Consider the following 25,413-nt stretch of genomic DNA (forward strand, 5'->3'; position numbering starts at 1 on the left):
GGAAGCCGGATCCGCCTCCGTCATGCATCGCCGTCCAGGCGGCGCTTGGATTTGCGGCCCGACCCCGCGACGAGCACTACACCGACGAAGATCAGGACGGTGCCGGCCCATCGCGCATTGGACACCGTTTCATTGAGAAAATGGTAACCGAAAAAAACGTTCAGGATGTAGCCGAACGCCGTAGCCGGCAGCACAAGGCTCAAGTCCGCCCATGTGAGCGTCGCCGAGAACATCACGAGGAAGAGGATCAGCAGCAGCGTGCCCAGCCAGATCAGCGGTTCTCTCATGGCATCCAGCAAAAGCATGGCCGAGAAGCTTCCATCGAACTGGTCAAGGGCAATGCCTTTCATCCCCTTGCTCAAACACGCATTGCCGATGGCTTGGGCGAACACGGCTATGGTCAGAACAACGGCGGTTTTCATAAGCATGCCTTCAAGTTGCTGTAATTGATCACATCGATACCGCCTGTCCGGATGGCCTCCTTCACTCGGGGGCTGATCAGGATTTCGAATTCCTTCGCAAGCTGGGCCGCCGTGGCGTCACCACGTTCCACACTATGACACAGGGCCGGATGGAAGTAAATTTCGTTCGTTGCGACCGGGAGATGTCTCAACACGTGGAGGACATATTCCTCGGTCATTCCGCCGCTCATCAGGTGGCCGAAGACCCTCGGAGCAAATGCGAAGCCCTCCCTTCTCAGGACCCGCTTCATGCGCCGGCACAACAGGCGAAAAACGAGGGTGGTGAGCATTCTTGCAGCGGACAGGCCGCCGTCGAAGCGTACGGCAGTCCACAGATCGTCTTCCGGCAACCGCATTCCCCGGATGCCGTGCTTCCCGGCGAGTTCCACGGCCGCGTCGAACACCACCGGATGCACGTGCATGTGCAGGTGGCTGTCCACGTGAGATGCCCTCAGACCGGTGGCCCTGAACTGCTCGAACTGGGCCGAGAGCTCGCGTTTCAACTGCTTCCTGGCCGCCGGGCAAAAAAAATACCGCAATCCGGCGATGGCCGGATCGGAAGGAAAACATCCGTTCCGGTCCACCAACGCCGGTATTTCCTTGGGGGGCAGCACGGACTTGCCGAGAACGGTGACGAGATGGAGACCGACGGCCAAACCGGGATTTTCCCTGGCCAGCTTGACTGCGTGAGGGGCGGCATCGCCGGTGACGATGAGGCTGCAACTCGACAGGACGCCCCGTCGGAATGCCGCGACAATGGCGTGGTTGACTTCTTCGGAGGCCCCGAAATCATCGCCGTTGAGAATCACTCGAGCTCGGTTCATCACACCCCGAAACCGGTGTCGCCAAATCTTCGCCTGCCCTGCAGCTTCAAACCTTTCCCCGCACGAATCGCTTTCGTTTGGCCCGAAGCTGGAGATATTCCCTCGCTTCTCTGTACAGGCGACTTCTTTCCGTCTTGTCGAAAAGCGCGCGCCTGATGATGCGAAAGGCCACTTTCGGACGAAAATAGTATCGCCCGTAAAAGTCTTCGACGGCCTGGACGATTTCATGCCTTGTGAGGCCGGGGTATTCGAAATTGGGGAGCTGGTGCCCCAGTTCATCGAACATCTCGTCCTTGGTCAGGTAACCCCGATCGCGCAGCCAGACTTCGAAATCGGTGCCTGGAAACGGGTGCGCTATGGACACCTGGATGGTCTCGCAGTCGAGCTCCTCGGCAAACCGCATGGTTGTCTTGATCGTCTCCCGGGTTTCCCCCGGCAAGCCGATGATGAAATCCCCGTGAACCGCCAACCCCAGGCTCCTGGCCGTCTTCATAAAACTCATGGCCAGCTCGGGGGTCGCGCCTTTCTTGACGTTCTTCAGAATGCCGGAGTCGCCGGATTCGAATCCGACGATCAGGAGACGGCAGCCGGCGTCTCTCATCGCCTTCAGCATCTCATGATCGGCGTTGACGCGACACGTGCAGGACCAGGTGAACCCGAGGGGCTTGAGCTTTGCGCACAGATCGAGCACCCGGGTCTTGTCCCACGAAAAGGTATCGTCATCGAAGAAGATCTCCTTGAGGTTCGGGAAGAGCTCGAAGGCGCGTTTCACGTCGGAGGCCACGCTTTCGGCTGCCCGCGGGCGGTATGTGTGGCCGCTGAACGTCTGCGGCCAAAGACAATAGGTGCACCGCGCGGGACAGCCCCGGCCGGTGTAAAAGGCGATGAACGGGTGGAGGAGGAACGGCACGTTGTAGCGGGTTATGTCCAAGTCCCGCTTGTAGACATCCACCACCGAGGGCAATGAATCCAGGTCGGTGAACACAGGGCGATCGGGGGTGTGGACGATGTGGCCGTTCTCCAGGTAGCTCACGCCGAGTATATCGGGCAGAGGTTTTCCCTGGGCGAATTCGGTGACCGCGTGATCGAATTCCTTCCTCACCACGAAGTCGATCGCCGGGGAGGCCCTCAGGGACTCCTCCGGGTGAACCGACACCGGCGGACCGACGAAAGCTATTCGGACGTCCGGATGGCTCTTCTTGATCATTTCCGCCAGCAGGATATCGTTGTTGAACCCCGGTGTGCTGGTGAACAGGACAATGAAGTCGTAGTCTCCGGCAATGCGTATGGTTTCCTCCGGAGTGACACCGTGAGGAGGGGCATCGAGCAGCCTGCTTTCCTTGATCATTCCCGCCGGATAGGCGAGCCACACCGGATACCAGTACGACGTGATCTCACGCCGGGCCGGCCAGCGGGAACCTGCCCCCCCGTCAAACTTCTCGAACGACGGAGGATTCAGGAGCAGAGTCTTCATTTGGTCCTCCCATGGCTTCTTGAGTCGATGAACTATAAGGGGCATGGGTATTGATGTCAAGTGAAGTGCGCCGGGGCTGCGGGGGCGATTGTCCCCGGCCTCCCCTCAACGCTCGGGAGCCTTTGCGAACGCGCGCAAGAACCTCGCTCGGGCGCGAAGACCTCAGGCTGCTTACCGGTAAGGGCGCATGAACCCATGGGACGCACCGGGCAGGGCGGCGCAGGGCCGTTTTGCGCAACTAGGGAGTTTTGAGGAGCAGGGGCCGGAACCCATGGGGAGGCGGAAACAGCCCGACCTAGTCATGACTTTCGGTCTTGCTTCCATTGACTTGAACAGGCGGGCGCTCCGGTTTCATTCCGGGATCAGGTTCCTGATGTCGGGCTTCTTTCGGGCTTTCTTCTCGGCATCCTCCCCCTTCGATTCCGTTTGCTTCTCCTCGTGGCAGGCGCGCTCCCTGTCGATGCGGTTCTTCATCCAGAGCTTGACCGCGTTGCCGCTGGTGTAATCTTCATCATCCTGGCAATTGTGCTGCAACACCATGTTGATCTTGTTTTTTTCCGAATCCGTGAATGACCATTTCCAGGCGATGCATGCCCGGAATGCGTCACCCTTGTACTCGGAGGGCTTTCCGAATTTCTTGTCGAACCGTTCCATCAATTCGTCGAAAAACTCTTTGTCATCCCTGTCGTACTTCAACTTTATCTTGACGATGATTCCCGGCTGGTCGCAGTTTCCGTAGGATAGGTATCCGCTCCTGTAACCGTCGATAGGCTTGATGTCCACCTCGGACAAATACTCGGAGTGGCGCAGCGGCACCGCCGTCTCCACTTGAACCTGATCCTTGTATTGAGAGACGTTCACGCCGAGGCGGAATCCGGCGATCTGACGAGGAGCCTCGGCACCGCACAAGCCGCAGAACAGGAGTGAAACCACCAGTGCGGCGGAAAGGCAAACCAGTTTCTTCATGAGGCGGCTCCTTGGAAATGGGAATCTCGATGTCTCCGTTCAATGACTCCGGGAGGAAAAGCACACGGCCCCTGCATGTCCTTTGGACTCCTCTCCCGGCGAAAAACGACCTCGGAGAAAGGCTTTACGGGCGTGGGGTTGCATCCCTCGCTCTTCTTCCCTGGGCCGGTTCAGAAGCGAAGACCCCGTGCCGGCGTGGAAAATCTGAATGTCTCCGGTTCCACCAGGGTGCGCAGGTCGGCGACTCCGTAAGGGGGTCGGGGAATTCCCCCGCTCAATATAATGAAGACCGGAATTCCTATCAAGGATTGTTTGACGCGGGGTTTGGAGCCGTCCCCCGCTCGAAGGGCATAAAAAGGGTCATCCCGCCGTCGCGCGCGGCTGGGTCGCCCCAGCACGCAGCCGCTTCATTTCTTCCACGTAGCCTTTGATGTCGCATTTTCGCTCGAGACCGGAGGCGGCCATGTACCGTACGGTTCCGAAAATCGGGCGCTCCTTCCATGGCCGGTCGTGCAGACCGAGAACCCATCCTGCTCCCGCATAGGAATTGGGATCGCGGCCGTCCAGGAAATACTTGTTGTTCAGGGCCAGGATGGTCTGGAATGCCTCTTCGGGCGTTTCGCTCCACTCCAGTATTTTCTTCCCCCAGTACATCCTCATGTGATTGTGCATGTAGCCGGTAAACTTCATCTCCGTCATGGCGGCGTTCCAGTATTCGTCGTGTGTCCGCAGGTTCTCCAGCTCCTGCCGGCCGTAGCGGAACTCGCGGCGGTCTTTGCGGTGCCGGGCCAGTGTTTCCCGCGCCCAGCGCGGCAGACATTCATAGGAATCGTAATTCCGGGTATGATGGACGAAATTCAAGGCGAGCTCACGCCGTACCAGCAACTGTTCCAGAAACGCCGCTTTCTGCGTATCCCGCTCGCGGCCGACTTCTCCGAGCCGGAGCGCCAGGTAGACGGGGGATATCTGTCCGAAATGCAGGTACATGCTCATGTGCGACACGGCGCCGGCGTGCGGCTGATTTCGGTCCTCCGTGTATCGGCCGATATCATCCCGCAAAAAAGTCTCGAATAATTCTTTTGCGCGGCTTGTCCCTCCGCGGTAGTACCGGGTCACGGAAGGAACCGAGCGATCGGCGCGCAGCTTGCGCAGGACCCTCGCCGTGTCCGTGACGTCCATGCCGTTCAGATCCGCATCGAGGGACGATTTGCGCAGCTCGGCAGGGGCCGGTTCCGTCAAAAACGAGCGGGCGTGGGTGTGAACCCTCGGCCGCAGCGTGCGCGCCGCGTATTCGGCCTTGCTGGACGCGGTTTCGACCGGAACGATCGCGTCGGCCTCCACCTGCACCACCGGACAGGGAGCCGCGGCCGCCACGGCGGCGCGCCAGAGCGCCTGGTGCCGCATATACCCACGATCGCAGACCAGGAACGATGCCTCCGATGCGGCCGCCAGGGCGGCGTCCGGGGGGGAAGCGTGCATCACGACCAGTTTGATCCCGCGCGCCTGCAGGGACGCCCCGGTTTCCTCGAGCCCTTCAAGCATGAACGTATAATGCCGAAGGTTGGCTTCGGGGTAATCGCCGGTGAGGCCGAATACGACCACCAGCGGTTGCCGGAGCGAATTCGCCCGGTGAGCCGCGTATTCCAGGGCGTGGTTGAACTCGCTCCGCTGGGATTGCTGCATCCAATAAAGGACGTAAGCGCCTTTGGAGCGCTTCTGCCGGTTGAGGAACGTGATCCTCTCCGCCTCAACGTCCGATCGTTCCACCTGGTGTCCTCTCCCTGCTCGACGCCTCTCGATGGGCGTCTCCCCGCCGGGTCCGAATCGCCGGGCGGATTCCCGGCACGGATGGCGCCGCCGGAGGGGTCAATCGACCTTGGGCCTGGGATACAGTCCCGCGCGCTCCACGATCTCGGGAACCTTCTCCTCCCATTCGATCGCCATGATGTGAAAGCCGGCGACGCCTTTCACTTCCTTCAGTTCCTGGATGTGTTCGATGCAGATGTTGATTCCCTCATCGGGCTGTTTTTCCTTGGGGACTCCCTGCAGCCTTTTGATGATGTCATCCGGAACGTCCATTCCCGGGACCCGATTTTTCATGTACTTGGCCATACCCACCCCCTTCATGGGCGTAAACCCGGCGAGGATATGAACCTTTTCGTGGAGTCCCCGGTCGACGATGCCCTGCATCCACTTCTTGAACTTGTCCAGGTTGTAGATGCACTGGGTCTGGATGAATTGCGCTCCCGCCGCGACCTTTTTGGCCAGGCGCGAAACCCGGACATCGAACGGATCGGCGAACGGGTTTTCGGCCGCTCCGATGAACATCTGAGGGCACGTTTTCAACTCGGCTCCGCTCAGCAGCTTGGCGTCGTCGCGCATCAACTTCACGGTCTGAATGAGCTGGGTGGAATCGAGATCGAAAACGTTGGCCGCTTCCGGGTGATCGCCGAAGCTCTGGTGGTCGCCGGTCAGGCACAGCACGTTGTTGATCCCGAAGGACGCCGCTCCGAGCAAGTCGCTCTGGAGCCCGATGCGGTTCCGATCGCGGGTCACCATCTGAAGCACCGGTTCGAGGCCCATGATTCGGAGCCGGATGCAGGAGGCGAGGCTGCACATCCGAACCACCGCCGTCTGGTTGTCGGTGACGTTGATCGCATCCACGTGACCGGCGACGTGTTTGGCTTTCTCTTCCACGACACCGCCATCGCAGCTCCTGGGAGGCCCGCATTCGGTGGTGACGCCAAAGTGTCCGGCAGCAAGAATCTTTTGCAGTTTGCTTGGGGTGGTTGTGCTCATTGGCGCGAGACCTCCCTGATGATCTTTCGTGGGCCGCCGTCGCGGCTTGTTTTCCAATTCTTGGGACTGACGGGTTTCTCGAACCGGTCCAATTGTCCCAAGACCTTCAGACGGTCGTAGATGAGCTGCCATCCACAGGCGATTTCCTTGTTCACTTCGCATTTCCCGTCCGAGGAGCCACCGCAGGGACCATTGGCCATCCGCTTCGAGCACCGGGCGATGGGGCAGATGCCTCCCGTGCTGGCCAGCATGCATTCTCCGCAGGCCGCGCACCGCTCCGTCCAGACCCCAGGTTCTTCCGTCACCCCGATGAAACAGGTGTCCACTCCGGGAAGAATCGGCTTGGTCTCATACATTTCCGCCAGGAACTGAACCCCCGCGCCGCAGGCGAGCGAAACCACGGCATCGTACTTGCCTATCCCGTCCCGCAGTTCCTTGATGTACTCCTTGTCGCACTGGCGCGTGAGACTGATCTCCCCTATCTCCATGTCTTGCCCGGTCTTTTTGAAATACATCCGGAGCGCCGATGCCAGGACTTCCACTTCCTTCATTCCCCCGGCTTCACAGACCGTCACGCAGCCGTTGCAGCCGGCGATCAGGATTCTCTTGAAATCCTTGATCTCGTCAACGATTTCTTCAATGGGTTTCGCTTTGGCCATGATCATTAGGCAGTCTCCTTCGCGTCACCTTGACGCTTTATGGGGTTGGGCCCCAACTGTCGGATCTTTTCCGTCATTTCCACCGCAATCTCGGCAAATCTCGGACCTTCCCCGGCGGACAGATTGTACATCACGACCCGCTCGGGTTCGATCCCGATGCTTTTCAAAATTTCCTGCACGTAGTCCACCCGCTTTCTGGCCCGGAGATTCCCGGCCTGGTAATGGCAGTCTCCCTCCAGGCACCCGGCGACGAAAACTCCGTCGGCACCCTTTTCGAGGGTTCTCAGAAGGTGGATCGGAGCCACACTGCCGGTGCAGGGCACCTTTACAATCCTGATGTTGCTGGGGTAACTCAATCGCATGGAACCTGCCAGGTCCGCTGCGGAGTATGCTCAATAGGTACAGCAAAAAGACACGATCACCGGTTCGAATTGATCCATCAAAGCACTCCTTCCAACAGGGCATCCACCTTGACCATGATTTGATCATCTGCGTAGTGGGCCAGTCGAATCGCCTTTGCCGGGCACTCGGACGCGCAGATCCCGCAGCCCTGGCACAGAGCTTCGTTGATTTCCGAAACGTCGTCCTTGTTGATTTGCGGGACGCCGTAAGGGCAGCTTCTGACACACACCAGGCAGGCCGCGCACAGGCTCGGGTCCACCCGGGCAACCACTCCTCCGATGGTGAGGTCCTTGGAGGAGAGAAACGCTCCCGCGCGTGATGCCGCCGCCATGGCCTGGGCGATGGATTCGCTGATGAGCTTCGGCCCGTGGGCCATTCCGCACAGGTAGATGCCCTCGGAGGAGAAGTCCACCGGGCGGAGCTTGGCGTGGGCCTCGATGAAGAAACCCTCGGCATTGCGCGGAACCTTCAGCAACGTGGCCAGGCGCTCGTTGTCGGCCGCCACGGTCCCGGCGCTGAGCACGACGGCATCGACCCCGGCCTGGATGCTCCGGTTCAGCACGTGATCGCTGAAGGTAACCCGCAGGGCGCCGTTTTCCGATGTCACCGCGGGCGGATTGGCCTGTTGATACCGGCAGAAGAGGATCCCTTCCTGCCTCGCCTTGGTGTAGTAATCCTCGAGCATTCCGTACATCCTCATGTCTCTGTAAAGGATGATAATCTCGAGGTCCGGGTTCAGCTCCTTCAGGGTCAGGGCGTTCTTTACCGCGTTCTGGCAACAGATGCGGCTGCAGTTGGGGTTCTGCTCGTTGCGCGAGCCCACGCACTGGACCATGACGACGCGCCGCCACTTGGAGATTCCCCGGCCGTCCTCATGGATCAGGCGCCCGAGGTCGAGCTGGGTCATGACCATCGGGTGCTCCCCGTGGAGAAACTCCGTCGGCTTGTATTCAACGGCACCGGTGGCCACGATGGCGACGCCGTGATCGATCGTGCGCCGCTCCTCTCCCGAGTTCGTCCGCACCTCGGTGACGAAGTTGCCCTTGTATCCCTTGTATCCGGCTACGACCGTGTCGGAGAGGACCTCGATCCTGCCGTTCCCACGCACCTCTCTGACCAGTTCCGCCAGGTAGGACTGCACGTCGAGACCTTCGATGGTGTGGTGGAGGCGGCGGGCGATGCCTCCGAGTTCTTTTTCCTTTTCCACGAGGGCCACCTCGAAGCCTTGCCGGGCAAGGTTGAGAGCCGCGTTCAATCCGGAAATTCCTCCCCCGATCACGAGCGCCTTCTGGTTGATTTCGAGAGGCCGCTCGATGAGGGGCTTGAGGAGCGCGGCCCTGGCCACGGCCATGCGGACCAAATCGACGGCCTTTTCCGTGGCATTCCCCGGTTCTTTCTGGTGCACCCAGGAATCCTGGTCGCGGATATTGGCCATTTCAAAAAGGTACTTGTTGAGGCCGCAGCCTTTCAAGGTGTCCTGAAAGAGCGGTTCGTGGGTGCGCGGCGAACAGGCCGCGACCACCACACGGTTCAGCCGGTGCTCTTTGATCGCCTGCCGGATGCGTTCCTGGGTATCCTGGGAACACGTGAAAAGGTTTTCCTCCGTCCAAACGACGTGAGGCAGCTTCGCGGCATACTCGACCACCTCCGGGACCTTGACGACGGAACCGATGTTGATGCCGCAGTTGCAGACAAAGACTCCGATGCGGGGACTCTCATCGCCAAGATCGAGCTCGGGGGGGAGCTCCCTCACCTTCACCCTCGTTCCCCTGGAATCCGCGAGGTCCCCGGCCGCCGCTCCGGCCGCCGCGCTGGCTTCCGCCACCGCAAACGGAATGTCCTTCGGTCCCTGGAGCACGCCGCAAACGTAGACCCCCGGACGCGAAGTGCTCACCGGCGCAAAGGAGCTGGTTTCCGCGAACCGATAACTGTTGAGCGAAATGCCGAGTCTTCCCGCCAGGGCGGTCGCTTCGGCGGATACCTCCATGCCGACCGACAGAACCACCATGTCGAACTGCTCCTCGGATTGCTCCCCCGCTTCGGTGGTATACGATATGCTCAGCCGGTCCCCCGGCGCCCGATCGATGGTGTGCACCCTCGATCGGACGAACTTCACGCCGTACTCGGATTGCGCCCGGTTGTAATACTTCTCGAAATCCTTTCCGTACGTGCGCATGTCCATGAAGAAAACCGTCGCATCCAGGGGCTCCTTGCTGTGCTCCTTGGCGACAATCGCCTCCTTTATGGCATACATGCAGCAGACGCTCGAACAATAGCCGTTCTCGCAGTGATTGACGTTGCGCGATCCGACGCACTGAATCCATGCGATCCGGCGAGGCTCCGCGTGATCCGAAGGCCGGACCAGGTGCCCCATGAACGGGCCCGAGGCGCTGAGGATGCGCTCGAACTCGAGACTCGTGACCACGTTGGGATGATCGTTGTACAGGTAAGTGTCCAGCCCGGCGGGATCGAAGGCCTGGAACCCGGCGGACAGAATCACCGCCCCCACTTCGAGATCGAGCACCTGCTCCTGCTGGGTGTAGTCGACCGCGCCGGCAGGGCAGAATTTGGCGCAGACGCTGCATTTCTTTCCCCGCCCGATCCTGCGGCAGTTGGCGGCATCGATGGCGTATCCGGAAGGGGTCGCTTGCGCGTACAGTTTGTAGATCGCCTTGCGCTTTCCGAGCCCGGCGTTGTAGGCATCACTCACCACGGCGGGGCATTTCTCGGCGCAGGCGCCACAGGAAATGCACTTCGAGAGGTCCACGTAGCGGGGATGCTGAAGGACCTTGGCCCGGAAGCGCCCCACATCACCCTCCAGGGCCGTCAACTCGCTCGTGGTCAGGAGCCGGATGCTCGGATGGCTGCCGCACTCCACGAGTTTGGGAGAAAGGATGCACATCGAACAGTCGTTGGTGGGAAACGTCTTGTCCAACTGCGACATCGCCCCGCCGATCGCGGATGCCCTTTCCACCAGGTAGACGTAGAAGCCCGCGTTGGCGAGGTCCAGTGCGGCCTGGATGCCGGCAACGCCGCCACCCACGACCATAACCGATCCAAATGTACTGCCGTTGCTAGTCTCCATAATTTGTACCTCTAAGGCGTTGATGGGACGTTCCACAGCACTGCTCCGGAAAATCCCGTGGCAAGAATAAGCTTCTGGAGCCTGAAAGAACAATGGTTGAACGGCAAGACAGGAAATCAACAAGATAGGAAATCGAACTGAAACGGAGCGGTCGAACAGAAAGAAGGATACGATCACCAATGACAGGCACTATCATATTGCAAAATGGCCGAATCGAAAAGAGGAAATTGCACAATTCCTTCGCGAAAAAAGCCGGAACCTCCTCAGCCGGTTACGGCACGGGGGGTGATCCGCGCGCCTTCCCCCGTCGCTCGCCGGCCCGGAGCCGCTGCGGGCATCCGAAGCGGGCCTTCGTGATGAACGCGATTTATCGTCCTCATACGTACCTCAGCTATTATATACTTCAGCCGTGAGCGTGGTAACCTCAAGACTCCAATTTTCCGGGGATTTGAGCGGTTGTCCCGTCGAGTGGGAGGCATGGCCCGCATGGAGCGGGGCAGCCGGGCGAATCCGCTGCACGGAGGGTGCGACATGAAAATCTTCATCTGGCGGCATAGCAAACTCTACTCGAGCTGGTCCATGTTCGATGAACCGCATGTTTACCGCGACAACTACCTGCAGGCTGAAATCGTCGTCCTGGCCGGGTCGCCCGAGGAGGCCCTCGAACTGATCGGAGAGGACCCGCAGTGGAACAAGGAAGAGCTCAGACGAATCGCCCCCCGGGTGGTCGAGCTCGATCAACCGGCCGTCGTGAGCAAGCAGATCCATTTCGGCTGATCCGCTCACAGAGGTTCGGCCGGGCGTTCTCGTCTTTCGTTGCGGGTCGCGCCGGCTGGAGCGTTCACTCGCGACGGCCGTCGGCACCGACGTTTCCGGCCGATCTTCATTTTCAGGCGGAATCCGTTCGGACAATCATCCCATTCCCCGTCCCCCGAATGCATGGGACATGTGCCCGAAATCTCAGGCAATATCGCGCCGCAAGGAATTAATTGCATGACAACGCGGGGAAAAGTTTCTATATTTTCACGAAATGCCCACTTCATTGAACGCAATATCCGCGCACGAGGCCCAGGGTGTGCGGCGGAAGGAAGAAGTTGTGATGAGCAGGTCGGACGTCCCCGGAAAAGGCGGTGTCTCGGAATTCATTCGGCACCATTTCCGCCATTTCAACGCCGCCGTCGTCAAGGATGCCGCCGAGTCCTATATACAACTGCTGGAAGATGGCGGTTTCATGTTCCTGGCCATGGCGGGCGCGATGAGCACGGCCGAGATAGGGCTCACGCTCGCGGAGATGATCCGGCGGGACAAAGTGCACGCCATCTGTTGCACGGGTGCCAATTTCGAAGAAGACATCTTCAACCTCGTGGCTCAGAAGCACTACGTGCGCGTTCCTCATTACCGCGACCTCACGCCCGATGACGAGAAGGATCTGCTGGAAAAGGGCCTGAACCGCGTGACGGATACCTGCATCCCTGAGGAAGAAGCCATCAGGCGTATCGGGGGAATTGTCCTGGAGGGATGGAAAAGCGCCGACGCCGCGGGCCAACGACGCTTTCCCCACGAGTTCCTTTACTCGCTGCTGATGGAGGGGAAACTGGAACCTCTCTACCAGATCGATCCTCGAAACAGTTGGGTGCTTGCCGCGGCGCAAAAGAACCTTCCGATTTTCATCCCCGGATGGGAAGACTCGACCCTCGGGAACGTCTTCGTCGCCCAGGTTCTGAAGGGCGTCGTCCGCAACTCCGGCGTAATCCGCACCGGCATCGAATACATGCTGCATCTTGTCGACTGGTACAGGTCGGCCTCGGCACAAAGGCGGATCGGGTTTTTTCAGGTCGGCGGCGGGATCGCGGGCGATTTCCCCATTTGCGTCGTGCCGATTCTGAAACAGGACATGTGGGAAGACGTCCCGTATTGGAGCTATTTCTGCCAGATCAGCGATTCCACCACGAGCTACGGTTCCTACTCCGGAGCCGTGCCCAACGAGAAAATCACCTGGGGAAAGCTGGATGTCGATTCCCCCCGGTTCATCATCGAATCGGACGCGAGCATCGTGCTGCCGCTGGTGTTCTCCTACGTGCTCGAATCGATGGACCAGGCCGGTTGCCGATCGTCCGAACGTTCCAACGACCCATAATCTATAGAAGAAAGATATGCATGGGCGCATGTCGAGCGACCGGCTCAGGAAGTCGTCCTCGACGATCGCGGCCGTCCCGCCGGGGTCCCGGCAAACTTTCATAAGTCCTATAGGTCCTATTAGACTTATCAAAGTCCTATTAGGCCCTATTGGGCTTCTGAAACGCAAGATCCACAAGGTTCCGCCGCGCTCAACCCGGCCTGATCCAGGCAGTGATCTAACGGGGGGAGCCGGGACGCGCCTCGCGAAATCTGACGGACCGGCAAACACGGATATCCCGGCTCAACGCCCGGCTGTTGTCATTGTGATCATGTCTCCTGGCTTGTCGGACCGGCAACCCCGGCTCCCCGAGCCCCTCCGCAAATTCTTCCGCAACGAGGCGCGTCCGATTCGCCTGGACTTCGGTGCTCTGCCGGGACGCGCCGGATCATCACCCCACCCAGGTTTCCGGCACATTTTCCCCGGTTCGAAAAAAAGTGCTTGACAGGGGGTTTGTTGTGGTTGATAAAATTGTTAACAATCTTGCCGATAATTGCGGGCTGCCCGGAAGGATTGCCCGCCTTTCAAGGTCTCGAAAGTTGCTGCAATGTCGAGGACAGATCGTTTGCCAAGGGCGCTGTGATGTTGAAACGAACGAGGAGATCGCGATGGCCCCAAAGTTCAAGATCCTGCTCTACGAATCCATGCATGCTCGGGGGACCGAAGTCCTGGCGGAAAAGTGCGAACTCGTGTATGCGACTTCACTCGACGAAAAGAACCTGATCGCCCAGGCGGCCGATGTCGACGGAATCATCATCCGCGCCAACGGCGCCGTTACCCGTGCCCTCATCGAATCCGCCCCGCGGCTCAAGGTGATCGGACGCCACGGCGTGGGGCTGGATGCCATTGACCTGCGCTGTGCCAAGGAGCGGGGGGTCAAGGTCGTGTTCACGCCGACCGCCAACACGGAGAGCGTGGCGGAGCATTTCGTCGGGATGGCGATCATGCTGGCCAAAATGATCCGGACCGGAGACATCGCCCTGCGCACCGGGGATTGGGCCGCCCGCAACCGGCTCATCGGGACCGAGCTCCACGGCAAGGCGCTGGGCGTCCTCGGTTTCGGCCGAATCGGCCGGCAGACGGCGAGAATCTGCCGCAACGGTTTCGCCATGAACGTCATTTACTATGACGTGTGCGACTATCCCGCGGTGGAGAAGGAGCTTCAGGCGAAGCGCGTGAGCGGTGAGGAGGTCTTCGAGCAGTCCGATTTCATCAGCGTCAATCTCCCTTTGCTCCCGAGCACTCGGCACTTCGTCAATGCGAAGCTGATCCGTTTGATGAAGCCCACCGCCTTCCTGATCAACATGGCCAGGGGGCCGGTGTGGAATGAGGAGGACGTAGCGGGGGCACTGCGCGAGAAACGGATCGCGGGCGTCGGTTCGGACGTGTACGAAGTCGAACCGGTCCCTGCCGACCATCCGCTGCTCAAGATGGACAATTTCGTGGGAACGCCGCACATGTCGGCCCATTCCGAGGAAGCCATGATCCGCATGAGCCTGGTGGCTTCTGACGTGGTTGCGGTACTGGAAGGGCGGGAACCGGAATATCCGGTGACGGTGTGATCCGGTCGTGGTCTTTGACGTTACAGTGATGGAGGTTGATATGCCTACGGTTACCATTTTCGAACAGTCGTGCAAGGGCGTCGAGGATTGCGGGATCTGCACCTTCGTATGCCCCAAAGGTCTGTTCAAGACTTCCCGGGAGATGAACCAGAACGGGTACCTGCCTCCCGAGGTGGAAAACCGGGAAGAATGCACCGCCTGTCTCAACTGCATGATCTACTGCCCTGATTTCGCCATTGTCGTGGAAACGGATGCCGAGGTGCAAACCACCAATCAAGAGGACGAAGATGAGTAGCCCAGGAAAGGTAATGACCGGCACGCATTTCATGATGGGAAACCTTGCCTGCGCGGAAGGGGCCATAGCCGCCGGCTGCAATTTTGCCGCCGGTTATCCCATCACGCCAGCCAGCGACATCGTCAACCGTCTTGCCTCCAGACTGCCGGGTCAGGGGGGGATTTTTCTCCAGACCGAAGACGAGATCAGCGCCATTTGCTCGGTCGTCGGCGCCTCATGGGCCGGCTGCAAGGCCCTGACGGCGACTTCCGGTCCCGGCATCAGCCTGATGCAGGAGACCATCGGCTTTGCGGTGGCTACCGAAACGCCCCTCGTCATCATCGACGTGCAGAGAGTCGGGCCGTCCACCGGGGTCCCCTCGGTCGGCATGGCCGGGGATATCGTCCAGGTCGCTCGAGGCTCCCACGGCGACTACCAGATCATCGCGCTCTGTCCGAGCGGCCCCCAGGAGATGTTCGACCACACGGTGCGGGCCTTCAACCTTGCGGAGCGTTACCGCGTGCCGGTGTTCGTCATGGCGGACGGGTTCATCGGGCACATGAGGGAGCGGGTGTTCATTCCCGAGGCGCAGAAGGTGCCGACGGTCGAGCGCAGGGTCCAGACCAAAGGGGGGAGCGTGAAGGAACGCCAGGACTTTCTGGACGTCAACGTTGCTCCCATGCCCGTGTTCGGCCGGTCCCTGCACGCGCACGTGACCAGTTCCTGCCATGACCGGCACGGGATGCGCAATTTGAGCGATCCCGAGGTCATGCACACGTTCATCACCGCGCCCATCGAGAAGATCCTCAAGCACGCCGACGACATCATCGACGTGGAGGAGGACTACGAAGGCAAGGAAGTCGCGGTGGTGAGCTACGGGACCGTGTCGCGGGCGGCGCGGGCGGCGGTGGAGCTTGCGGCGGGCGAGGGGCTGAGCATCGGGACGATGCGGCTTGTGACCTGCTGGCCGTTCCCCGAGAAGCAAATCCGGCGAATGGCGGAGCGGGTGCGCCACGTCATCGTGATGGAAGACAATTGCGGGCAACTCTTTCCTTATGTCAAAGCCGAAGCGGCCCATGCGTGCAAAGTGGATTTTCTGCCGCCTCAAATCCTCGGGCAGATACACGATCCCGAGTACGTGGTCAAGCGGATCAAGGAGATGATTCGATGAGCGCTGTTGTACACCCGTTGCGAAAATACATGAGGCCGCACGTGACCAGGACGACGAACTGCCCGGGGTGCGGGAATGGGATTATCATTCAATCGATCCTCAGGGCCATCGATGAGCTCGGCCTGAGCATGGACGACTTTGTTTTCGTGTCCGGCATCGGCTGCTCGGCATGGATTCCGAGCCCGCTGTTCGAAGTCGACACGCTCCACACGACCCACGGGCGTCCCATCGCCTTTGCCACCGGCGTGAAGCTCGGCCTGCCCGGCAAGCACGTGATGGTGACGAGCGGGGACGGCGACCTGGCGGCCATCGGCGGGAACCACCTGATCCACGCGGCGCGCCGGAACATCGACCTGACCGTCGTACTCGTGAACAACGGCATCTATGCCATGACCGGCGGACAGACCGCGCCCACCACGCCTCGGGGCCTGATGACGGTCACCAACCCGTATGGGACACTCGAACCGACGTTCGACATTTCCGCCCTGGTGGCCGCCGCGGGAGCGTCCTTCGTGGCGCGCTGGACCACCTGGCACCCGAGGCAGATGACCAGGTCCATCAAAAAGGCCATCCAGAAGAAGGGATTTGCCCTGGTCGAAGCGGTGAGCCAGTGCCCGGTCCAGTTCGGCAAGGTGACGAAGATGGGCAAGGCGCTCGATATCCTGAGGCATTACAAGGAGAACAGCGTCAAGTTCGAAAAAGCGAAGAACATGGACCCGGAGGCACTCAAGGACAAAATCCTCGTGGGTGAACTGGTCGATGTGGAAAAGCCCGAGCTCTCCACCCAATGGGAACTCTTGAAACGCCGAGTGATGGAGGAAATGAAATGAGTCGTGTGGAAGTGACCATAGCGGGTGTCGGAGGCCAGGGGTCCATTCTGGCCGGGCAGATTCTCGGGGCTGCGGCGGTGATGTACGACGGGAAATACGCCGCGCAAACCCAGGCTTATTCCTCCGAATTGAGAGGCGGCTTTGCGGCGGCGTGGCTGATCATATGCGAAAATCCCGTGGTCTTCCCCCGCGTGACCCATCCCGACGTCCTGGTGGCGCAGGCGCAGGATTCCATCACGCGGTTTGCGTCGGGCCTGAAACCCGCGGGGACTCTGATCATCGACAGCGACATGGTGACTGAGCCGCCCGGAGGCGCGGGCCGCCTCTACAAGGTCGCCGCCACGACCATCTCGCGCAACCGGCTCAACGCGCCGATGACCGCCAACATGGTGATTCTCGGGGCGTTCTGTCGCGTGACGGAAGTGGTATCGAGGGAAGCCCTGGAGAAGGCGATCCGGGATTCCGTGCCGCAAGGCAAAGACAAAATCAACCTGGAGGCTTTCGACGCGGGCTATCAGAGCGTCGCGGGCTAGCACGAGGCCGCCGGATTTCGCTCCCCGCGGCCCCGGGCCAGGCATACCGGTGATTATAGAGAGGAGACATCATGGGACTCAAAACGAAGGCGGAATATATAGAATCCTTGCGAGGCATGAAGCCGACGGTCTACATGTTCGGTGAGAAGATCGAAAGCGTTGTGGACAATCCACGCCTGCGAGCGGGCATCGAGGCGACGGGGGCGACGTACGAACTGGCAGAGACGGAGGAGTATCGCCCTCTCATTGTGACTGAAAGTCCCCTCATTCACGAACCCGTCAACCGGTATACGTTGCCCCCGTCGTCCATCGCGGACCTCGTCGCCAGGGTGAAGATCAATCGTCTCATGGGCACTCGTGTCGGGACCTGCTTTCAACGGTGCACGGGGCTGGACTGCCTGTCCGCCCTTTCCATCGTGACCTACGACATCGACGCCAAGCATTCCACCCCTTACTTCAAACGGTTCATCGAGTTTCTGAAGCATGTTCAGAAAAACGACCTGACCTGCAACGCCGGCGTGACCGACGTCAAGGGCGACCGTTCCCTGGCCCCCCACGAGCAGGAAGACAAGGACATGTACGTGAGGGTCGTGGAACGCAATGCGGACGGCATCGTCGTGAGGGGCGCCAAGGCGCACCAGACCGGTTCCCTCTCCTCGCACGAAATCATCGTCCTGCCGACGCGTGCCCTGCGAAAGGGCGACGAGGACTACGCGCTCGCTTTTGCCATCCCCAACGACACTCCCGGCCTGATTCACGTCGTGGGCCGATCGAGCCTCGACACCCGCCAGCTGGACGGCTGCGACCTGGGCAACCTTCACTATTCCAAGTACTGCCCGACCGTGATCTTCAAGGACGTGTTCGTTCCCTGGGAGCGGGTCTTCATGTGCGGCGAGGTGGAATTCGCCGTGGAGATGGTGAACCGCTTTTCGGCTTATCACCGCCAGAGCCACGGCGGCTGCAAGTCGGGCAAGATCGACTGCATGGTCGGAGCGGCCCTCACCATGATGGACTACAACGGGACGGAGAAGGCCGGGCATCTCAAGCAGAAGGCCATCGAGATGGTCCACCGGGCGGAAACCCTCTACGGCTGCAGCCTGGCCGCGTCCTACGAGGGCAAAAAAGAACCTTCCGGAACCTACTTCATCGACACGGTGCTGGCCAATGCGTCCAAGATCCACGAAGGCAAGGAAATGAGCGAGGCCGGCCGCCTGCTGGTGGACATCGCCGGAGGCTTCGTGGCCGATCTGCCTTCGGATCGCGACCTGGCCATTCCCGAAGTCGGGGAACTGCTGAAAAAATACCTGAAGGGGGTGGCGTCGGTGCCGGTGGAAGACCGCGTCAAAATGTACCGGCTGATCGAAAAGCTCGTCATGGAAAGCGCCGATACGATTTCGGACATCCATGGAGGCGGTTCTCCCGAGGCCCACAGGATCACGATCCTGCGGGAAAGCAACCTCAAGGCCAAGAAGGACGCGGCCAAGCGGTTGGCGGGAATCGAATCGAAGTAGGCGGGAGCGGATCGAGGCGGCCCGGAAACCCGCCCCGGCGGGCAATCGGGCGCGGGCATCGAGAGTTGCGAGCGGATCGCGGGCGGCGCCCCGCAAGCCTCTGTAGCAAGGGTGGGCACGGTCTTATCGTGCCCGCGATCCGGCGGGCGTGGTAACATGTCGGCCTCCGCCGGCGCAAGGGGATCAGGCTGGACGCGGTTCCCTCGTACCCGCGATCCGGCCTGCAGACCAGGCGGGGACGACGTTCGTGTTTGCTTGTGAACCTTCGGCTCATGGAGGTTCGCGGGAACGAGGACCATGCATCCCATGTCTTGTTTTGCCTCCCCGGCGGAAGCGAAACGAAGGCAGAGGTTTCTCCGTTTTGTTGAGACCTCCGGATGATTGCAGATCGGGGGAATATCCGGAGTCGAGGAGGTGTGAATGTCCATGGACAGATTGTTCGAGCCGGTCCGGATAGGCCCCCTGACCCTCCGGAACCGCCTGGTCATGACGGCGATGTCCACCTGTTTTGCGGGGCCGCGCGGGGAGGTCAACGACCGCATCGCCGAATACTATGCCGCGCGCGCCGCCGGCGGAACCGCTTTGATCACCGTCGAAGAGGCGTACATCCATCCCATGCTGCCCCACGTGAAAAATGCCCTCGGGGCATACGGCGGCCACCTGGTGGGCGGCCTGGCGCACCTGGCCCGGCGCATCCACGACGGCGGGGCGCTCGCTTCCCTGCAACTCGGCCTCTATTTCCGACAGCAGTTGAACGGATTTCCCTCCTACACGGTTTCGGCCGATTCGCCTTTCCGCGAACCGGGCTGCAAGGAACTGAACCACGAGGAAATCCGCTACCTCACCGTGTTGTTCGCGGATGCCGCGGAGCGGACGCGGGCGGCCGGATTCGACGTGGTGGAAATCCATGCCTGCCACGGATGTCTGCTGTCCGAGTTCCTTTCTCCTTATTGGAACAAAAGAAAAGATGAGTACGGCGGGGACCGGGCGGGACGTTTTCGCTTCCCCCTGGAAATCCTGGCCGAGATTCGGTCGCGCCTCGGATCGGAATATCCTGTGATCTACCGGATCTCGGGGAGCGAGTTCGTCCCCGAAGGATTCTCCGCGGAGGATGCGGTGGCGCTTTCAATCGCCCTTGAGAACGCCGGGGTTACGGCGATCAACGTGTCGGGCGGGTTGGGGCACAAGAACCACATCGCCATCCCTCCTTCGGACGTTCAGAGGGGCTTGCTGCTTCCCATCGCAAAGTCAATCAGGGAAAAAGTGAAGGTCCCCGTCATCGTCGGGAACTCGATGACCCCGCAGATCGCCGCGGAAGCGGTGGAAGCCGGCCAGGCGGATCTCATCGGTCTGGGACGGCCGCTCATAGCCGACCCGGAATGGCCGCGCAAGGTGGCCGAGGGCCGCATTCACGAGCTCCGCCAGTGCATCCGGTGCAACCAGGGTTGTTTCGGTGCCTTGAGGGACCCGCGGCGGCCCTTCATCAGTTGCATGTACAACCCGGTTGCGGGCCGGGAGTTCGAATCGCCGATCACCGAAGCCCCGGTGAAGAAGCGCGTGGTGGTGGTCGGCGCGGGGCCGGCCGGTTGCGAAGCGGCACGGGTCGCCAGGCTGCGCGGGCACGAAGTGATTGTGCTGGAAAAACAGGACCGGGTGGGAGGCCAGTTCAACCTGGCGGCGCTGCCGCCCAAGAAGGGAGATTTCGGCAAGCTGGTGGAGTTTTACGCGGGAGAGCTTCCCCGCCTGGGGGTTGACGTCCGGCTGGGCACGGCCGCGACCACGGAGTTGCTGAAATCCCTGAAGGCCGATGTCTATGTGCTGGCGACGGGGTCGACGTCGAGTCGTCCTCCCATCCCCGGGGCCGATCTCCCGCACGTGTTCATGGTTCCGGAGGTGCTCTGGGGGCAGGCGGCGATCGATCCGGGCCCCGTGGTGGTCGTCGGCGGGGGGGCTTCCGGGCTCGAAACGGCCGACCTGATTGCCGGGAAGGGCATCGAGGTCACGGTGATCGAGGTCCTAGACACGGCCGGACGGGATATCATCGGCGGGATCGGCGTTCGGGAATCGCTCATGTCGAGGCTCTCCGCCAACGGCGTGACCGTGCTCACCGGTCACCGCGTGGTCGCCATCCGGGAAGACGCGGTGATCGCCTCCGACCGGCCGCTCATCGGAGGAGGCAGGGAGGTCGCGATCCCGGCCCGCTCGGTCGTGCTGGCGCTCGGAATGCGGCCGGTGGACGATCTGTCGGCCAGGCAGGCGGAATGCGGGGGAACCTGGCACGTTGTGGGTGACAGCCGGAATCCCGGCAATGCTTTCAACGCGATTCACCAGGCGTTTGAGCTTGCCGTCGGGATATGATTGGGGCGGCTCGGGACCGTGCGAAACGGGCCGGCCGCCATCCGCCGTTTGAGAGACGTGAGAGAGGGCGAAAGCCGCTGAACCGCACCAACAAAGCAGGAGGATTTAGATGAAAGTGCGAAGAGTGTTCAAGATGTTGGGTCTGGTTGGTCTTTGTCTGCTCTGTTCGGCCGTGCTGACGGTTCCGACCGTCCAGGCCGCCAAGACGATCCGAGTGGCCACGGTCGCCCTTCCCGAAACCACCATTTACCAGGGTCTCGAGAAGTGGCAAAAGGTTCTCAAGGAGCAGTCCAAGGGCAAGCTGGAGATCAAGATCCTCGGTCGTGCCGTCATGGGCGGCGACAGGGAAATGATCGAGGGATGCCGCCTGAACACGCTGGATGCCGCCGTCATCAGCGGGTCGGTCCTGGCCACCATCATTCCCCAGTACTTCATGGTCGCCATGCCTTACTTCTTCAACGACCACAAGGAAGCGAACGCGTATCTCGACGGAGCCCCCGGACAGAAACTGCTCGGCATGCTCAATGAGAAGGACATCGTCGGCCTCGGATGGTCGACCTGGTCGTTCCGGGGCATCTGGAACAACGTCCGTCCCATTACGAAGCCCGAAGACATGCAGGGACTGAAAATCCGGACCCTCGAGACCCCCATGGACATGTCCATCGTGACCTACATGGGAGGCATCAGCACCCCCATGGCCTGGAGCGAGTGCCTGCTCGGCCTGCGCCAGGGTACCGTGGACGGCATCGCCACCACCTACGGCCTCGGCTACGCCCTGAAGCTCTACGAACTGGCCAAATTCGCTTCCCAGACGAAACACTACTACGAACCCGCGCCCCTCATCATGAGCAAGAAGCTCTTCGACGAATTCACGCCGGAGGAGCAGAAGATCATCAGGAAATCCGCCGCGGAAGCGATGCAGTGGACCAGGATGGAGCAGATGAAGGTCGACGAGGCCAGCCAGAAGCTGCTCGAAGGCAAGGGAACCAAGGTCAATTCCCTGACCCCGGAAGCCTTCAATGCATTCCGCGAGAAGACGAAGCCGGTATACGAGCAGTTCCGGGCCAAGATCGGCCCCGAGTTCATGGATGAAAGCACCGCCTTCGTCAAGGCGTTCAGAGAAAAGAAGTAGCGCTCGGATGTCGTCGGAGGGGCGGACGATCCTTTTCGTCCCCCCCTCCCTCAACGAAAGGTGCTCGTATGAGTCCCGGTAAAGTGCTCGACGCTGTCGATCGGGTCATCAGCTTCATTTCCGCCGCGTTCATCGCCGTCATGGTGTCCATTCTTTTCTACGCGGTGGTGATGCGGTACGTGCTGCACAGCCCGCCCGAGTGGTCCATCGAGATCACCCGGTTCATGTTCGTCTGGATGGTTTTCCTGGCGGCCGCCCTGGTGTCGCGGGACGATACCCATCTGAACATCGGCCTTTTCATCGACTGGCTTCCCGCCCGATTCAAGAAACCCTTTCGTGTGCTGAACCTGGCCCTCTCGCTCCTGTTCTGCGGCGTGCTGATCTACCAGGGCATGAAGATCTATCCCAAGGTGGCGCAGGCGACGTCGCCCACCTTCGGAATCTCCATGGGATGGCTCTACCTGCCGCTGACGGTGGGGAGCGCTCTCATGTCCTTGTTTATCGTCGAAAACATCGTCCGTCTGCTGCTGGACAAGCCGAGGCAGCCGGCTTCCGGGGAGAAATGACATGTTTATGCTTTCCGTCATAGGCGTCTTTCTGCTCACCGCCCTGCTCGGACTGCCGATCTATTTCTCTTTCGGCCTGACGGCCGCCTACGCCTGCGTCGTAGGGGACTTCCCACTCCAGATCATCGCCCAGCGGATGATGATCGGCATGGATTCCTTCGTGCTTCTGGCCATTCCCGGTTTCGTGCTCGTGGGGGACATCATGTGCCTGGGGGGGATATCCAAGCGGGCCGTGGATTTCTCCAATTCACTGATCGGCCAGTTCAAGGGCGGACTCGCCATGGTGACCGTTTTCACCGGGATGATCATGGGCGGGATCTCCGGGTCGGCCGTCGCGGACACGTCCGCCGTCGCCTCGGTGCTCGTTCCCTCCATGGAAAAGGAGAACTATCCCAGGGAGTTTTCGGCATCGGTGGTCGCCACGGCCGGTCCTTTGGGCAACATCATCCCGCCGTCCATCCCGATGATCGTCTATTCCATGACCGCCGGCCTCTCGCTGCTCGACCTTTTCCTCTCCGGGTACATTCCCGGCACGATGATCGGCGTAAGCCTCATGATCATCTGCCACGTTCTGTCCAAGAGGAGAGGCTACGGGCCGCCGGTGCCGTACACATTCCGCTGGAGGAACGTCTGGGTGGCTTTCCGCGGGGCGGCCCTGGCGTTGTTCACCCCGATACTCATAGTCGGTGGAATCGTCACCGGAGCGTTCACGCCCACGGAATCGGCGATGATCGGAGTGTTCTACTGCCTGTTCATCGCCCTGTTCGTCTACAAGGAAATGACCTGGGCGCAGCTGCCCAAAATGCTGCTCGAATCGGCCAAGACTACCGCCAAGCTGGTGATCATCATCGCATCCGCGGCGGTGTTTTCGTACATCTCCATCAACGAGGGCGTGCCCGAGATGTTCGAGAAATTCATGCTCAGCGTGTCCGACAACAAGTATGTGATCCTGATGCTGCTGAACGTGATCCTCCTGCTGCTCGGGTGCCTCATCGACATTCTCGTGGGCATCATCATCATCGTGCCCGTGCTCATCCCGCTCGGAGAGTCCCTGGGCATCGACCCGCTGCACATGGCCATGATCTTCGTCATGAACATGTCCATCGGGCTGCTGACGCCCCCCGTGGGATACTGCCTGTACGTGTCGGCATCCATCGCGAAAGTCCCGATGGAAAAGGTGACCCGGTTCTCGGTCCCGCTTGTCATCACGATGATCGGGATCCTGGTGCTCATCACCTTTTTCCCGACATTCACCACTTTCGTCCCGAACCTGTTCCATTGATGCCGCGGAGGATCGAATGAAATGGAAAGCGGCGCAAAGTCGATTCGATCAGAAAGGGAGCAAGGAATGCACTATGTGAAAGAACAGGATGTCAGCGGCCTGCAGTTGCCGGGAAGGCTCTGGAAGAAGCTCATCGGGCCGGAAGACGGCAATTGCATGAATATGATCCTCGGCGTCGTGTCCTTCCCGCCCGGCAGCGATCCGGGGACCCACAAACACGCGGCCGAGGAGGAAATCATTTACGTCGTTTCGGGCCGCGGGGAGACCAGGGTCGGGGACAAGGTCTACCCGCTCGAGCCGGGCGTGGCGGTTTTCACCGAGCCCGGAGTGGAGCACGGCGTCAGGACCATCGGCGAGGAGCCGCTGGTGCTGGTCAGTGTCTTCAGCCCTCCCGTGAGGCCGGGGTCCTACGACAAGAAGAAGTGAAACTGGTTGCAAGGTCCAAATCTGAATCCGGAGGAAAACACGATGGAACGCAAGGCGTTACTGGCTGAGGTCAAATCCTATTTCGCTGAATCCGATCACTGGCGCAGGTTGTGTTCGGCGATGCTCGAGCCCGATCCGCAGGGAACTCACATCCATGCCTACGTGGACACCTCGGTGCACCCCGATTCGCTGGAAGCCGTCATGGCGGGCTATTTCGAGCGGTTGGGCTGGCCGTCAGCCAGGAAGATCGACCACATGGCGCCCAAGGCCGGGATGGGGAGCCTTCACGGAGTCGAGCCCAAGGGAAAGCCCCATTTCGACTTCCAGTGGTTCTTCAACAAGGATGTCGGCCTCAGGGCGTGCGAAGGGGGCGAATCCGGCTGCAATCTGCTGGTGTGGAACCGCTGGTACATCAATCACTTTTACAAGCAGTTCCCCTTTCGCGCCGTGGGTCCGAAGGAAGAGAAGGCCCTGGAGGAGTATTTCAAGTCCGAGCATTTCCTCAAGGGCTTGGAATTTCCCGTGATGTCCACGACGAACCACATGCACATCAACGTGCACTCGAGCGTGCATCCCGACGCCATCCAGAAGCATGCGGAAGCGGCCCTGGCGCGCGAAGGGCTCCAGATATTCTACACCTGCCCCAACGTCTACATGGTGGGCGGCAAGTACCGGGGGAAACTCGTGTTCATGGGCAGGAAGCCGGAAGTGGTGTTCGACATCGGTTGGCTGTTCACCCCGTCGGTCGTGATCGAACCCGCCTGGGAACCGTGGATTTTTGATGCCAACCCCGGCTATGACGTTTGGACGACGGCCATGCTGGCGGATGTGATGAACGCGGATTACGTGAGGCTCACCGAAGAGGAGATCCAGGAAGTTTTGAACGGCTGCAGGTTCTGACAGGATCGGGGGACGCGCTCGA

23 protein-coding genes are annotated in these 25,413 nt (G+C 60.5%); 14 read left to right on the forward strand and 9 right to left on the reverse strand.

Annotated features, from left to right (window positions below):
* Nucleotides 1–20: 20 nt before the first annotated feature.
* The 9 genes from SFUM_RS16160 to SFUM_RS16200 form a co-directional block, all read right to left on the reverse strand.
* On the reverse strand, nucleotides 21–422 hold the full coding sequence (locus SFUM_RS16160) for a hypothetical protein (RefSeq protein WP_049766397.1): 402 nt from the start codon (nucleotides 420–422) through the stop codon (nucleotides 21–23).
* Nucleotides 419–1,285 carry a hopanoid biosynthesis-associated protein HpnK gene (gene hpnK, locus SFUM_RS16165; RefSeq protein WP_041440754.1) on the reverse strand — a complete coding sequence of 289 codons (867 nt, stop codon included), beginning with the start codon at nucleotides 1,283–1,285 and terminating at the stop codon, nucleotides 419–421. Before hpnK ends, SFUM_RS16160 begins: the two co-directional genes overlap by 4 nt.
* A 46-nt stretch (nucleotides 1,286–1,331) precedes the next feature.
* Nucleotides 1,332–2,759, reverse strand: coding sequence for a hopanoid biosynthesis associated radical SAM protein HpnJ (hpnJ, locus tag SFUM_RS16170; RefSeq protein ID WP_011699925.1), 1,428 nt, complete (start codon nucleotides 2,757–2,759; stop codon nucleotides 1,332–1,334).
* A 351-nt stretch (nucleotides 2,760–3,110) separates the two neighbouring features.
* Nucleotides 3,111–3,725, reverse strand: a complete 615-nt coding sequence (locus SFUM_RS16175; RefSeq protein WP_011699926.1) for a hypothetical protein — start codon at nucleotides 3,723–3,725, stop codon at nucleotides 3,111–3,113.
* 360 nt (nucleotides 3,726–4,085) lie between these two features.
* Nucleotides 4,086–5,492 carry a deoxyribodipyrimidine photo-lyase gene (locus tag SFUM_RS16180; RefSeq protein WP_011699927.1) on the reverse strand — a complete coding sequence of 469 codons (1,407 nt, stop codon included), beginning with the start codon at nucleotides 5,490–5,492 and terminating at the stop codon, nucleotides 4,086–4,088.
* Between the two features lie 99 nt (nucleotides 5,493–5,591).
* Complete coding sequence (locus tag SFUM_RS16185) at nucleotides 5,592–6,524, reverse strand: methylenetetrahydrofolate reductase (protein ID WP_011699928.1); 933 nt, start codon at nucleotides 6,522–6,524, stop codon at nucleotides 5,592–5,594.
* Nucleotides 6,521–7,189, reverse strand: coding sequence for a methylenetetrahydrofolate reductase C-terminal domain-containing protein (locus tag SFUM_RS16190; protein WP_011699929.1), 669 nt, complete (start codon nucleotides 7,187–7,189; stop codon nucleotides 6,521–6,523). The genes SFUM_RS16185 and SFUM_RS16190 overlap by 4 nt, the downstream gene beginning before the upstream one ends.
* On the reverse strand, nucleotides 7,189–7,623 hold the full coding sequence (locus SFUM_RS16195) for a hydrogenase iron-sulfur subunit (protein WP_150109538.1): 435 nt from the start codon (nucleotides 7,621–7,623) through the stop codon (nucleotides 7,189–7,191). Before SFUM_RS16195 ends, SFUM_RS16190 begins: the two co-directional genes overlap by 1 nt.
* Nucleotides 7,623–10,670, reverse strand: a complete 3,048-nt coding sequence (locus SFUM_RS16200) for a CoB--CoM heterodisulfide reductase iron-sulfur subunit A family protein (protein ID WP_011699931.1) — start codon at nucleotides 10,668–10,670, stop codon at nucleotides 7,623–7,625. Before SFUM_RS16200 ends, SFUM_RS16195 begins: the two co-directional genes overlap by 1 nt.
* 531 nt (nucleotides 10,671–11,201) lie before the next feature.
* Between SFUM_RS16200 and SFUM_RS16210 the strand changes: the two genes are divergently transcribed.
* The 14 genes from SFUM_RS16210 (at nucleotide 11,202) to SFUM_RS16275 (ending at nucleotide 25,391) form a co-directional block, all read left to right on the forward strand.
* The gene (locus tag SFUM_RS16210) at nucleotides 11,202–11,447 is read left to right on the forward strand and encodes a hypothetical protein (protein WP_041442930.1); all 246 of its coding nucleotides are present in this window, start codon (nucleotides 11,202–11,204) and stop codon (nucleotides 11,445–11,447) included.
* Between the two features lie 322 nt (nucleotides 11,448–11,769).
* Nucleotides 11,770–12,807 (forward strand): deoxyhypusine synthase family protein, encoded by a 1,038-nt coding sequence (locus tag SFUM_RS16215; protein WP_011699933.1) that lies wholly within the window; start codon nucleotides 11,770–11,772, stop codon nucleotides 12,805–12,807.
* A gap of 647 nt (nucleotides 12,808–13,454) precedes the next feature.
* Nucleotides 13,455–14,408 carry a hydroxyacid dehydrogenase gene (locus SFUM_RS16220; protein WP_011699934.1) on the forward strand — a complete coding sequence of 318 codons (954 nt, stop codon included), beginning with the start codon at nucleotides 13,455–13,457 and terminating at the stop codon, nucleotides 14,406–14,408.
* A 40-nt stretch (nucleotides 14,409–14,448) separates the two neighbouring features.
* Nucleotides 14,449–14,703, forward strand: a complete 255-nt coding sequence (locus tag SFUM_RS16225; RefSeq protein WP_011699935.1) for a 4Fe-4S dicluster domain-containing protein — start codon at nucleotides 14,449–14,451, stop codon at nucleotides 14,701–14,703.
* The gene (locus tag SFUM_RS16230) at nucleotides 14,696–15,853 is read left to right on the forward strand and encodes a 2-oxoacid:acceptor oxidoreductase subunit alpha (RefSeq protein ID WP_011699936.1); all 1,158 of its coding nucleotides are present in this window, start codon (nucleotides 14,696–14,698) and stop codon (nucleotides 15,851–15,853) included. Before SFUM_RS16225 ends, SFUM_RS16230 begins: the two co-directional genes overlap by 8 nt.
* The gene (locus SFUM_RS16235; RefSeq protein WP_011699937.1) at nucleotides 15,850–16,683 is read left to right on the forward strand and encodes a thiamine pyrophosphate-dependent enzyme; all 834 of its coding nucleotides are present in this window, start codon (nucleotides 15,850–15,852) and stop codon (nucleotides 16,681–16,683) included. Before SFUM_RS16230 ends, SFUM_RS16235 begins: the two co-directional genes overlap by 4 nt.
* The gene (locus SFUM_RS16240; protein WP_011699938.1) at nucleotides 16,680–17,216 is read left to right on the forward strand and encodes a 2-oxoacid:acceptor oxidoreductase family protein; all 537 of its coding nucleotides are present in this window, start codon (nucleotides 16,680–16,682) and stop codon (nucleotides 17,214–17,216) included. The genes SFUM_RS16235 and SFUM_RS16240 overlap by 4 nt, the downstream gene beginning before the upstream one ends.
* 71 nt (nucleotides 17,217–17,287) lie before the next feature.
* Nucleotides 17,288–18,727 (forward strand): 4-hydroxyphenylacetate 3-hydroxylase family protein, encoded by a 1,440-nt coding sequence (locus SFUM_RS16245; RefSeq protein ID WP_011699939.1) that lies wholly within the window; start codon nucleotides 17,288–17,290, stop codon nucleotides 18,725–18,727.
* Nucleotides 18,728–19,147: 420 nt separating this feature from the next.
* A complete protein-coding gene (locus tag SFUM_RS16250) occupies nucleotides 19,148–21,085 on the forward strand; it encodes an oxidoreductase (protein WP_011699940.1) in 1,938 nt (645 codons plus the stop codon).
* Nucleotides 21,086–21,194: 109 nt separating this feature from the next.
* Nucleotides 21,195–22,217, forward strand: a complete 1,023-nt coding sequence (locus tag SFUM_RS16255) for a TRAP transporter substrate-binding protein (protein ID WP_011699941.1) — start codon at nucleotides 21,195–21,197, stop codon at nucleotides 22,215–22,217.
* Between the two features lie 68 nt (nucleotides 22,218–22,285).
* The gene (locus tag SFUM_RS16260) at nucleotides 22,286–22,783 is read left to right on the forward strand and encodes a TRAP transporter small permease (protein ID WP_011699942.1); all 498 of its coding nucleotides are present in this window, start codon (nucleotides 22,286–22,288) and stop codon (nucleotides 22,781–22,783) included.
* Nucleotide 22,784: 1 nt separating this feature from the next.
* A complete protein-coding gene (locus SFUM_RS16265) occupies nucleotides 22,785–24,065 on the forward strand; it encodes a TRAP transporter large permease (RefSeq protein WP_011699943.1) in 1,281 nt (426 codons plus the stop codon).
* A gap of 66 nt (nucleotides 24,066–24,131) precedes the next feature.
* Nucleotides 24,132–24,491: a cupin domain-containing protein gene (locus tag SFUM_RS16270; RefSeq protein ID WP_041440760.1), complete on the forward strand. Its 360-nt coding sequence runs from the start codon at nucleotides 24,132–24,134 to the stop codon at nucleotides 24,489–24,491.
* A gap of 42 nt (nucleotides 24,492–24,533) precedes the next feature.
* Complete coding sequence (locus SFUM_RS16275) at nucleotides 24,534–25,391, forward strand: hypothetical protein (protein WP_011699945.1); 858 nt, start codon at nucleotides 24,534–24,536, stop codon at nucleotides 25,389–25,391.
* Nucleotides 25,392–25,413: the final 22 nt, after the last annotated feature.

The organism is Syntrophobacter fumaroxidans MPOB, from assembly GCF_000014965.1.
GTDB lineage: Bacteria > Desulfobacterota > Syntrophobacteria > Syntrophobacterales > Syntrophobacteraceae > Syntrophobacter > Syntrophobacter fumaroxidans.

What these genes read in the sequence shown, in the direction of transcription:
- SFUM_RS16275 (WP_011699945.1), top strand. Translation starts at nt 24,534, where the DNA reads ATGGAACGCAAGGCGTTACTGGCTGAGGTCAAATCCTATTTCGCTGAA.
- SFUM_RS16245 (WP_011699939.1), top strand. Translation starts at nt 17,288, where the DNA reads ATGGGACTCAAAACGAAGGCGGAATATATAGAATCCTTGCGAGGCATG.
- SFUM_RS16190 (WP_011699929.1), bottom strand. Translation starts at nt 7,189, where the DNA reads ATGATCATGGCCAAAGCGAAACCCATTGAAGAAATCGTTGACGAGATC.
- SFUM_RS16210 (WP_041442930.1), top strand. Translation starts at nt 11,202, where the DNA reads ATGAAAATCTTCATCTGGCGGCATAGCAAACTCTACTCGAGCTGGTCC.
- hpnJ (WP_011699925.1), bottom strand. Translation starts at nt 2,759, where the DNA reads ATGAAGACTCTGCTCCTGAATCCTCCGTCGTTCGAGAAGTTTGACGGG.
- SFUM_RS16235 (WP_011699937.1), top strand. Translation starts at nt 15,850, where the DNA reads ATGAGCGCTGTTGTACACCCGTTGCGAAAATACATGAGGCCGCACGTG.
- SFUM_RS16265 (WP_011699943.1), top strand. Translation starts at nt 22,785, where the DNA reads ATGTTTATGCTTTCCGTCATAGGCGTCTTTCTGCTCACCGCCCTGCTC.
- SFUM_RS16160 (WP_049766397.1), bottom strand. Translation starts at nt 422, where the DNA reads ATGAAAACCGCCGTTGTTCTGACCATAGCCGTGTTCGCCCAAGCCATC.
- SFUM_RS16230 (WP_011699936.1), top strand. Translation starts at nt 14,696, where the DNA reads ATGAGTAGCCCAGGAAAGGTAATGACCGGCACGCATTTCATGATGGGA.
- SFUM_RS16215 (WP_011699933.1), top strand. Translation starts at nt 11,770, where the DNA reads ATGAGCAGGTCGGACGTCCCCGGAAAAGGCGGTGTCTCGGAATTCATT.
- SFUM_RS16260 (WP_011699942.1), top strand. Translation starts at nt 22,286, where the DNA reads ATGAGTCCCGGTAAAGTGCTCGACGCTGTCGATCGGGTCATCAGCTTC.
- SFUM_RS16200 (WP_011699931.1), bottom strand. Translation starts at nt 10,670, where the DNA reads ATGGAGACTAGCAACGGCAGTACATTTGGATCGGTTATGGTCGTGGGT.
- SFUM_RS16185 (WP_011699928.1), bottom strand. Translation starts at nt 6,524, where the DNA reads ATGAGCACAACCACCCCAAGCAAACTGCAAAAGATTCTTGCTGCCGGA.
- SFUM_RS16225 (WP_011699935.1), top strand. Translation starts at nt 14,449, where the DNA reads ATGCCTACGGTTACCATTTTCGAACAGTCGTGCAAGGGCGTCGAGGAT.
- SFUM_RS16240 (WP_011699938.1), top strand. Translation starts at nt 16,680, where the DNA reads ATGAGTCGTGTGGAAGTGACCATAGCGGGTGTCGGAGGCCAGGGGTCC.
- hpnK (WP_041440754.1), bottom strand. Translation starts at nt 1,285, where the DNA reads ATGAACCGAGCTCGAGTGATTCTCAACGGCGATGATTTCGGGGCCTCC.
- SFUM_RS16250 (WP_011699940.1), top strand. Translation starts at nt 19,148, where the DNA reads ATGTCCATGGACAGATTGTTCGAGCCGGTCCGGATAGGCCCCCTGACC.
- SFUM_RS16220 (WP_011699934.1), top strand. Translation starts at nt 13,455, where the DNA reads ATGGCCCCAAAGTTCAAGATCCTGCTCTACGAATCCATGCATGCTCGG.
- SFUM_RS16270 (WP_041440760.1), top strand. Translation starts at nt 24,132, where the DNA reads ATGCACTATGTGAAAGAACAGGATGTCAGCGGCCTGCAGTTGCCGGGA.
- SFUM_RS16175 (WP_011699926.1), bottom strand. Translation starts at nt 3,725, where the DNA reads ATGAAGAAACTGGTTTGCCTTTCCGCCGCACTGGTGGTTTCACTCCTG.
- SFUM_RS16255 (WP_011699941.1), top strand. Translation starts at nt 21,195, where the DNA reads ATGAAAGTGCGAAGAGTGTTCAAGATGTTGGGTCTGGTTGGTCTTTGT.